Genomic DNA, 714 nt, shown 5'->3' with positions numbered 1-714 from the left:
ATGTGCGAGTGGTGAACGTCACTGGGAACTTCGAGCGTGGAAACAACAAGGCCCGCCTTCGTCCGGGTTCATCGCAGGCACGGACGTTCTCTGTGCGGCAACAACTTAGCGCGGGCGACTGTGTTCGCCCCAATAACGTCACTATTGCTGTCCGAAGCGATTTCTATCGAGCATGGGGAGCCTATCTCGAGCAGGAGTTTGAAACCTCTGTTTCAGTACACGATGGTAATCAGACGGCTGTCATTGGGCTGAACGACACGGAACTTCCCCGACGAGTGGACGTGGACCGTAACCGGGTTGTCAATCTTACCAGCAGCGAATATAACGACGTGACCTTGACCAACGAGAGTATCAAGGTCGATAAGAACGTCAACAACACCTACCGCGTATCGGCCCGTCCGCTCCAGAATGGGACGATGCAGGTCGGTAATATCACCTCTGTTGAGGCGGATTCCGAGATTCGTCGACAACCACTTGATGTGATGTTTGTCATTGACGAGTCAGGGTCTATGGGTCGTTCTGACGGCGATGCAACGACTCGGTCGGAGGAGGCACAGACAGCTTCGAAGGCTTTCGTTGCAGACCTAAATGAGTCTCGGGACCGAGCTGGGGTCACCTCGTATAATAATGGAGACGGCATCTACCGAGTGACAGACAATAATAGATACATCACCTCAAACTTCGGTACTGCGTCGGCGAATACCGGCCTAAACG

The 714-nt window shown here is 53.5% G+C and carries 1 protein-coding gene; it reads left to right on the top strand.

The annotated features are described in order from the left end of the window. Positions 1 to 11: 11 nt before the first annotated feature. Positions 12 to 714 (top strand): VWA domain-containing protein (locus tag D3D01_RS22560; RefSeq protein WP_147439987.1); only part of this gene is annotated, 703 nt, incomplete at its 3' end.

The sequence above is a fragment of the Haloarcula sp. Atlit-7R genome (assembly GCF_003666065.1).
GTDB classification, from domain to species: Archaea; Halobacteriota; Halobacteria; order Halobacteriales; family Haloarculaceae; genus Haloarcula; species Haloarcula taiwanensis.
Note: the sequence above shows the minus strand (reverse complement) of the source record. Positions and strands in the feature narration are given on the sequence as shown.